The sequence below is a fragment of the Enorma massiliensis phI genome, assembly GCF_000311845.1.
Lineage (GTDB): Bacteria > Actinomycetota > Coriobacteriia > Coriobacteriales > Coriobacteriaceae > Enorma > Enorma massiliensis.
In genome coordinates, this window is record NZ_HE978574.1 from 177669 (window position 1) to 185736 (window position 8068).

Genomic DNA, 8068 nt, shown 5'->3' on the forward strand with positions numbered 1-8068 from the left:
GCTGAGTCAATTTGAGGTGCCCGATTGCCAAGAAATGGCTTCATTCACTACGCCCGCGTGCCGTTGCGAGCGATGAAGACCTCGTAGTCGGCTTCGTTCTGGTCGGCGTATGCCTGCGAGAAGTTCCAGAGCGCGTCCTCAAACGCGTCGCCGTCGTCCAGATAGGCCGATATGGCCAATTCGTCGCCGGTGCGGGCGTGTGCGTGCGCAAGCGCGTGGGCGCACAAGCGGGCGACGCTTTCCAAGCTGCCGGCACCAATGCGCTCAAGGTCGATTGACCCCTTACCGTTCCAGAGCTGGCGTACATAGTAATCGCGCGCGGTGCCGTCGGGCGCGGTGGCTTTGGTCCACCCGAGCAAGATGTCGCTCGTGGACTGCACGAGCCGCTGGCCTTGCACCACGCGCTCGGCGTGGCTGGCAAAGGGCGCGGGCCGCCAGAAGCGCTCGACTACGGACTCGCTCGCCTCCTTGGCCTGCAGGATAAGCGGGTCGTCAGCGTTTTTGCCGGCGAGCAGCGCGATCCATGCACGCGTGCCCACGCTGCCCACGCCCACGACCTTGCGTGCCGCGTCGTGCACGTGGTAGTGCTCCAGCAACATGCGCCGATCGTAGGGAAGGCTCGCGAGATAGGAGTCAAGCAGCTCCTGCAAGGCTGCAAAGAGTTCGTTGCTGTCGGTGTAGCCCTGGAGCGCCTCAAGGTCGCTAAGGGGCACGAGTTCGGGAGGCTGCGAGTTGAAGCGCAGCGCATCGCCGACTCGATGGGCGAGCTTATCGGCGGCGCGCTGGTTATCCTTCTGGCGCGCCTTCTCAACCGCGCGGCGCACGGTGCGCCCGGTCTTGCCATGGAGGTCGCGCTCGAACTCGTCGAGCGCCTGCTCTACGTCGAGGTGCGCATACCACACATCGAGCTCCCCCATCTTGGCGAAGCTGCAGAGCGAGCGGCGGTACTGCTTGGCGCAGGCGCGCACGGCGTCTCGGCGGTCTTTCTTGGCGAAGCCCCGGTCGCGCCCGCAAATCTCGACGCTCGCGGCGAGGCGCTTGATATCCCATTCCCATGGGCCCGGCGCGGTTTCATCGAAGTCGTTAACATCGAACACGAGATGGCGCGTGGGGCTCGAGAAGACGCCGAAGTTCGCGATGTGCGCGTCGCCGATGCACTGCACTTCGATGCCGCTGACCGGCTGCGTGGCGAGGTCGTGCGCCATGATGATGGCCGTGCCGCGAAAGAACGTGAAAGGTGAGGCGCCCATGCGCTCGTAGCGGAGCGGCACGAGCTCGGGTACGCGGGTGGCGGATTGTCCATCTATAAGCTCGATGGCGTCTGTTCGGTTGGGCTGGACGCTCCAAACTGCGAAATCTTCGAGTGAAGGGGCGGTTTGCGTGCGGGTAGTTCGGCTGTTGCTCATAGCACCTCCAACACGGCGGCAAGCACCGCAAGTACGGCGAGGAACGCGATGTTCCACACGGTGAACAGCATGAAATAGCGGCCCTTCTCGCGCGGGAGCACGAGTGCTACCTGTTTATACGAGATGAGGCTCGCCATGGACGCGATGAGCGTACCCAGGCCGCCGAGGTTCGTGCCCACGATGAGCGCAGCGAAGTACGACGTGAAGCCGGAGAGCAAGATGGCGGCAGGCACATTCGAGAGAACTTGGCTCGCGATGACGGAGACGGCGAGCTCGTGGCCATCGATGAGCTGCGCGAGCGCGGTGCTCACCATCTCGATGCGGCCGACGTTGCCAACGAAGACGAAGAACGCGATGAACGTGAACAGCAGCGCGTAGTCCACATGCAGAAGCGCGCGGCGGTCTGCGGCAAGCGCCACGACGATGGTTACCGCGACGATTGCCTGGTAGGGGAGGATATGCGCGACGGAAAGCAGGGCGAGTACGAAAAGTGCCGCCCAGGGGAGCACGCGGAGCGGGGAGGGTGCGGGGTCGTCGGCATCGCTGGCGAGCTGCGGGGTTTCGTTGGCGTCCGTGGCGCTAGCAGCGTTGTCGGCTTCACCGCAAGTTGCCGGGCTGTCCGCACTGCCGTCTTCGCTGCTGCTGGCCGGGTTGCCCGCGTCCACGCTGCGCGCCGCCTTCTCCTTCGCGTGCTCTGGAATTCGGCCAAAGAACGCGATCGCGCCCACGAGCAGCACGAGCGCTGCTGCGGCATAAGGCAGCATGAGCAGCAGGAAGTCGGTGAGAGCCATGTGCGATGTGCTGTAGAGGTAAAGGTTCTGCGGGTTGCCGATGGGCGTGAGCATGCTGCCGAGGTTCGCGGCGATGGTCATCATGACCACGGTGAAGCATGCATGGCGTGGGGAATCGAGCGTGCGCAGCGCCAGCAGGGCGAAGGGGACGAACGTCACGAGGGCGACGTCGTTCGTGATGAGCATGCTCGAGAAGAAGGCGAGGAGCGTGAGTGCGAGCGCGAGGCGTCGGGGTCCGCGTACGGCGCTTAGGAGATGCCGGCAGGCGATGCGGAACACGCCGAGACGCGAGAGCCCGGCCATGATCGTCATGAGGCTGAAGAGCATGCCGATGGTGCGAAGGTCGACGTATTCCGCATAGGCAGCGTCGGGCGGGACGGCGGCGCACGAGATGATCGCCAGCACGATGGCCACGACGAGCACGGGGTCTTTTCGCACGATTTCGCGCACGTTGAGAGCAAAACGCATGAACGCGTCCATGGGAGCCTTTCGTTTCACATGAGATGGAGCCCGCTTAGCGTATGACAGGCGCTTTCCGCTGGCAAGGCTATGGTTTCACCGAGATGCGCGGGCGGCGGCTCCGGGGGCGTGCGGCAGGAGATACATGGGGCATACGCTGCGCTGTTACGGGTGCGCAACAACGCGATGGCGTGCGGTACACTTCAGGTGGGCGAAGCGCCCGGTCGACTGCTCCCATGTTCCGAACGAGGAAGCGAGGTTCCGCATGCGTAGCGACGAAGGTTGGTATCTGGACGACGGCGGAACGCTGGTGGTCGACGGCTTCGTCCCGTGTGCGGACGAGGTTCCCTGGCAGCAGATCGCCGACCAAGTCCACGCGGTGAGCGTGCAGTCCGGTGCGCAGGTGGAGCGCTTGGATCGATTGTTCGCGGGTTGCCGCCATCTGACCGCCGTTGACGGCATGGAAAACCTGACGTGCCTCGGCGGCGCGGGTGCAGACGACGCGAGCGAGATGTTCGCGGGCTGCTCTGAGTTGCGCCGTATCGATCTTTCGGCATTTGACGCTTCGCGTTTGCGCAGCGCATGGGGCATGTTCCAAGATTGCCGCGAGCTGCGCGAGGTCGTCCTTCCCGCGCAGGGGTTTCCTGAGCTGCGCGAGGCGGGCGGCATGTTTCGCGGATGCCGTAGACTGCACTCGTTCGATTTCGCGGCGCTGGGTGCTCCGAACCTCGAGGACGCGTCCGATTTCTTTCGGATGTGCACCTGGCTCGACGAGGTCTCGTTCATCGGCGCGCGAACCGGGCGGCTCGTCACGGCGGAGCGGATGTTCTATGGCTGCTGCAACCTGGCGCGCATTACGGGCGCCGATAGCCTGCAGACCGGTCGTATCGAAAACCTTTCCGGCATGTTCCGCTTTTGCGCGCGCCTGTCGCAGCTCGATTGCGCGTTGTGGGACACCGCGAGCGTCCGCGAGGCGAACTTCCTGTTCAGCGGCTGTTCGTCCCTCTCGCAACTCGATGTGTCCATGTGGCGCATGCCTCGCCTGCAGGCGGCGCGCGGCATGTTCTCCTATACGCCGATCGAGCGTGCGAGCCTGGCGGGCTGGGGCACCCATGAACTCATTGACGAGAGCTATATGTTCGACGGGTGCGCCTTGCTGCGCGAGGTGGCGTTCGGCACCATGGATCTCTCTGGCGTTTTGCGCGCACAGGGCATGTTCGACGGCTGCACGGCACTGGAGCGCATCGCGCACGAGGGACGTGGCATGGAGAACATCCGAAACGCGGCGCGGCTGTTCTTCGGCTGCAAGAGCTTGGAACATGTCCCCGGCGGTTTCGTTGATCTGGCGCTGGCGGAGGACGCCTATCGGGCTCGCGAGGGCTGCCCGGCGCCCTTGCCGTAGCGCTTGCGGTGTCACGCTGCCGCGGCGCTCGCTTCCCGCCGCAGCGCTCGCGCCCTTCGTGTTGCGCAACAGGGGCGCCGCCCGGCGATATCGTAGCCTTGCCAACCACGACGGGAGGAGCGTCTGCGAGCATCCTGCAACCGCCAATTAACGTCTGAGGAATGCCTCGCCGGCACCGTCCGACGAGCGCTGGATAGCGGTACCATTTTTTATAAGCACTGACATGGGAGGCTGATGCCATGGATACCATCACCGGCGACCTGTTCGAATTCTGCGCTATCACCAATGCTGCCCGTGAGGCGGTCAACCGGACGACGGGGGGAACCGATGCGGAAGGCCTTCTCAAGGCGGGCTGGAAACAGGCGTTTGCCGATAAGTCCTACAAGTGCATGCGCGACATCATGCGCTTCCAGATGTCCGTCCGCGACCAAGCGGGCAAAGAGCAGGTGCTTGTGGTGAAGCTCAAGCAGGGCGACCCAAACAAGAAGCCGGCGCGCAAGAATCCCAAGCCGTACTACACCTACGGCATCGATCGCGAGGACGGTTCCCAACGTCCCTACCAGAGGCTGTGGGATTTTGCCTACGTGTCGGATAGCGCATATAAGCAGCTCATGGACCTCGCTCTGCCCGAGCCGTGGTCGTTTACCGATCGTGACGGCGGCCATGAGATTCTCAGCTGGTATCTCAACGGTACGTTTCTGCATCTGCTGGACGAGGAGAAGATTCGCTACGGACAGGATGCCCAGGGCAAGTTCGCGGTCTTCTGCACGGGTTTGGTCAACCGTAACTTCGAGGACATCTACTGCTTCTGTGAGCCGAACAGCAAGGCTAAAGCCGAATGGATCGTCAAGTCGTTCTGCACTAAGGGCTCGGGCAATGCTGGCAAGCGCCTTGTCCGCGCGCTCGGCACCGACATGCCCCAGCGAGCCGTGTACTACCGAACTCTGACCGACGTCGTGTACGACGGCTCCTTCGAGCTCGTGCCGGACTTCGAGCATCTGATGCTGCGCTGGAACCGCGTCGAACCCTCTGCCCTGCGCGTGCTGTTCGCGGGTTCTGCTGAAGCGGCGCCCCTCATCGATGAGGCGGAGCGCGAATCCGATCCCAAGAAACGCCAGGAGCTCCTCGAGCCCTTGAAGGGAATCGTGGACGGCGACGAGCGCCTGCGCCGATCGCTGTGGCGGGCGCTGAGTGACGCGTGCGAGCTTGCGCAGACGCGGGCGCGCTACATGTTCTCCAGCGCCATCCCGTCGTGGAATCCGAAGCGCAGCAAGGGCGGCGAGGTCTTCTTCTGCCTGCCGCTGAGCTTGGTCGATGCCGACCGTGTGGACGCGGTGCTGGTAGCACGTAGGATCGAGGTCCAGCGCGACGGGGCGCCGTATTGCTACTACGAGGGCGAGACAATCTACTCGCTGCAGATGGCGTACGAGCACGCGCGGACTCTCCAACGCGTCGACGGTCTCATGGGGTGGATTGAGTCGGCCTTCCCGTCTGTGGCCGCTAAGGGCTCGATTACCCCGGCAGGCGGTGACTCGGCTTTCTCGAGTACGATCGCACCGTCTATGACGCCGCGGCTGGGCAACGATGATGAGCAAGACGACCCATCCTCGCGCTTGGCTCGCCTGGCGCCCGAGGATCCCGCGATGGGGACGTACGTGGTGCGGCCCGGCGACGTGATCGGCGTGGCGCGTCGCAGCAGTGACCCTGCGCCCGATATCGTGCTGCCCTCGATACGTACATTCAAGTACGTGTCACAGCGGCACGGCACGTTCACGTGCGCCGGCGGCACCTGGAGCTATGAGCAGCACGATGTGAACGGCACCAAGGTGCGCCATCTCGACGGGTCTGTTCAAAAGCTGACCAAAGGTTCCAAGACCGAGCTCGCCTCTGGCGACGAGCTGTCGTTCGCCGAGTCGGCGTGGATGAAGTTCATGGTGTAGCGCAGGTACCTTCGCATGTGAGCAGGGGAGAAGGACATGGGAGAGCATATCCGGTTGGAGTCCGTGTGGTATAACGCGCCGGTCGTCGGAAAGAACGGCTCGTCGTCCATCGATCCGCTGACCGCAAGCCGGATTGACGAGGGCGGCTACGCCACGATCTACCGCGTACCGATCCAGCCCGGCCTGCCGGTCGGCGGCATCCTCAAGGTGTTCAAGCGCTTTCCGGAGCCGTACCGGGCAGGCGAGCGTCTCCGCCGCAAGGCGAAATGGGGCGCTCTATACGATGAGTACGATATGCTCTGCGCGCTCGACGGACTCGACGGCCACGTGCCGCAGGCCTACGCGTGCGGGTTCCTCGTGATCGACGACGGGGCTGGCGGTGTCACGTACAGCCCTGCCTTCCTTATGGAGGAGGTCGGCAGTCCCGCTGAGCGGCTCGATAAGGTATTGCAGAAACACCGCAGGCCGTTCGGAGCGGGGCAGGTCGCGACGTTCGGCCTGCGCATGCTGGACGTGCTCGACCTTCTTGCCGAGCAAGGGAAGGGGAAGAAGAGGGGGATCGCCCATGCCGACCTGTCGCCTTGGAACGTGTACGTGCGATGCTCCTCGGATGACGGGGTCTTCGATTGGGTCTACCTGATCGACTTCGGCCAGTCTAAGTATGCGGACGAGGACGTGACCCCTTCATTTGCGCCGGGCGTGCACCCGCGTATGGGCATGGTGGAGTACTGCGCCCCGGAGTCAATCCCCAAGTTCGCGCTGCGAGAGAGGGATTCGGAAGCCTGCCGCGAGCACGATGAGCTGTATGACCTGCGCAACGACCCAGAGGTCGATCTTTGGTCGCTCGGCGCCCTGATGTACCAGCTCGCGCTGCGCAAGGCGCCGAGGTATTCGGTGCAGTACGCCAAGCGCGGCGATGTTTCGGGCTTCTGGCGTGGAGAGGTGAAGCTCGATGACGACGATGCGTTTCGTGCACTGATCGAGGAGAAGCGCGATAGCCTGAGCCTCCCAGACTATATGAATGAGGAGCGCGAGTTGCTGCTTGGCCAGGCGATCGCGCTCTGCACCGCCTGGGATCCGCGCGCCCGCGATCGCCTCCATATTCGTCGCCTGCTCACGCGGGTGGCGGAGGGTACGGATGACGAGCGTTTCCAGCAGATGACGTACGTGCCCGAAGTGACGCCGACGCTCGAGGATGGGGGCGGCTCCGAGCAGGGTGCCCGTGTCGAGTCGGGCGTCGTACTCGCCGGCGTGTACAAGCTGACCGGCCCCGATGGCACGCCGTTTTCGGACGCAGAGGCCGACCTGCTCGTCTTCGGCGACAGCAAGCAAACCGTAGACATTCGGGAATACCGTTACCGCGGCGTGACGTACGCTGCCGAACACGTGGGGCCGTGCTACGACATGAGCTGCGGTGGGTGGGGCGTGAAGGAGTGGCAAAGCGATTCTCCCTGGCAGAGTATCAAAATCGTCGACTTTTTGACCAAGGTTCGCCCTGCGAGGATGCGCGCGTGGTTTGCGGGGTGCAAAAACCTTACCGAGTTGCTGCACATCGACCGCCTGGACACCTCTGCGGTGACTGACATGCAGTTCATGTTCCACGATTGCTCGTCGCTCGAATACGTGGACGTGTTCGGGTTCGACACCTCGCAGGTCGAGCGCATGAATGCCATGTTCCACGGGTGCGCGGCGCTGCAGGGGATCAACGTGGGTGGCTTCGACACATCGAAGGTCATCTCCATGACCAGCATGTTCAATGGATGCTCGGCGCTCGTCGTGTTGGATGTTGGACGCTTCAAGACGGACAAGGTCCAGTCATTTGACTTCATGTTCAACGACTGCTCCTCGCTGCGACGGCTCGACGTCTCCGGCTTTAGGACGCCGTACGTCGAGTCGTTCAAGTCGATGTTCTGCGGCTGCTCCTCGCTGCGGGAGCTCGACGTCTCGGGGTTCGACACCTCGTCTGCCACGGACATGGGCTGGATGTTCTACGGCTGCGGCGGGCTCGAGGCACTCGATGTCTCCGGCTTCAGGACGCCGCATGTAGAGTCGTTCAAGTCGATGTTCTAC

5 protein-coding genes are annotated in these 8068 nt (G+C 63.5%); 3 read left to right on the forward strand and 2 right to left on the reverse strand.

Going from position 1 to position 8068, the window contains the following annotated elements; all coding sequences use genetic code 11:
• Positions 1-47: 47 nt before the first annotated feature.
• Both HGEM_RS00720 and HGEM_RS00725 read right to left on the reverse strand, forming a co-directional pair.
• Positions 48-1406, reverse strand: coding sequence for a DUF2252 domain-containing protein (locus HGEM_RS00720; protein WP_019127480.1), 1359 nt, complete (start codon positions 1404-1406; stop codon positions 48-50).
• Positions 1403-2677, reverse strand: a complete 1275-nt coding sequence (locus tag HGEM_RS00725; RefSeq protein ID WP_019127481.1) for an SLC13 family permease — start codon at positions 2675-2677, stop codon at positions 1403-1405. Before HGEM_RS00725 ends, HGEM_RS00720 begins: the two co-directional genes overlap by 4 nt.
• A gap of 244 nt (positions 2678-2921) precedes the next feature.
• Between HGEM_RS00725 and HGEM_RS00730 the strand changes: the two genes are divergently transcribed.
• The 3 genes from HGEM_RS00730 to HGEM_RS09610 all read left to right on the forward strand — a co-directional run.
• On the forward strand, positions 2922-4058 hold the full coding sequence (locus HGEM_RS00730) for a BspA family leucine-rich repeat surface protein (RefSeq protein ID WP_019127482.1): 1137 nt from the start codon (positions 2922-2924) through the stop codon (positions 4056-4058).
• Between the two features lie 239 nt (positions 4059-4297).
• Positions 4298-5998, forward strand: coding sequence for a DUF3825 domain-containing protein (locus HGEM_RS00735; RefSeq protein ID WP_019127483.1), 1701 nt, complete (start codon positions 4298-4300; stop codon positions 5996-5998).
• 36 nt (positions 5999-6034) lie between these two features.
• The coding region (locus tag HGEM_RS09610) for a BspA family leucine-rich repeat surface protein (protein ID WP_154646784.1) at positions 6035-8068 on the forward strand (2034 nt) is incomplete at its 3' end.

Coding starts and splice junctions, on each gene's coding strand:
- HGEM_RS00720 (WP_019127480.1), bottom strand. CDS start 1,406: ATGAGCAACAGCCGAACTACCCGCACGCAAACCGCCCCTTCACTCGAA.
- HGEM_RS00725 (WP_019127481.1), bottom strand. CDS start 2,677: ATGGACGCGTTCATGCGTTTTGCTCTCAACGTGCGCGAAATCGTGCGA.
- HGEM_RS00730 (WP_019127482.1), top strand. CDS start 2,922: ATGCGTAGCGACGAAGGTTGGTATCTGGACGACGGCGGAACGCTGGTG.
- HGEM_RS00735 (WP_019127483.1), top strand. CDS start 4,298: ATGGATACCATCACCGGCGACCTGTTCGAATTCTGCGCTATCACCAAT.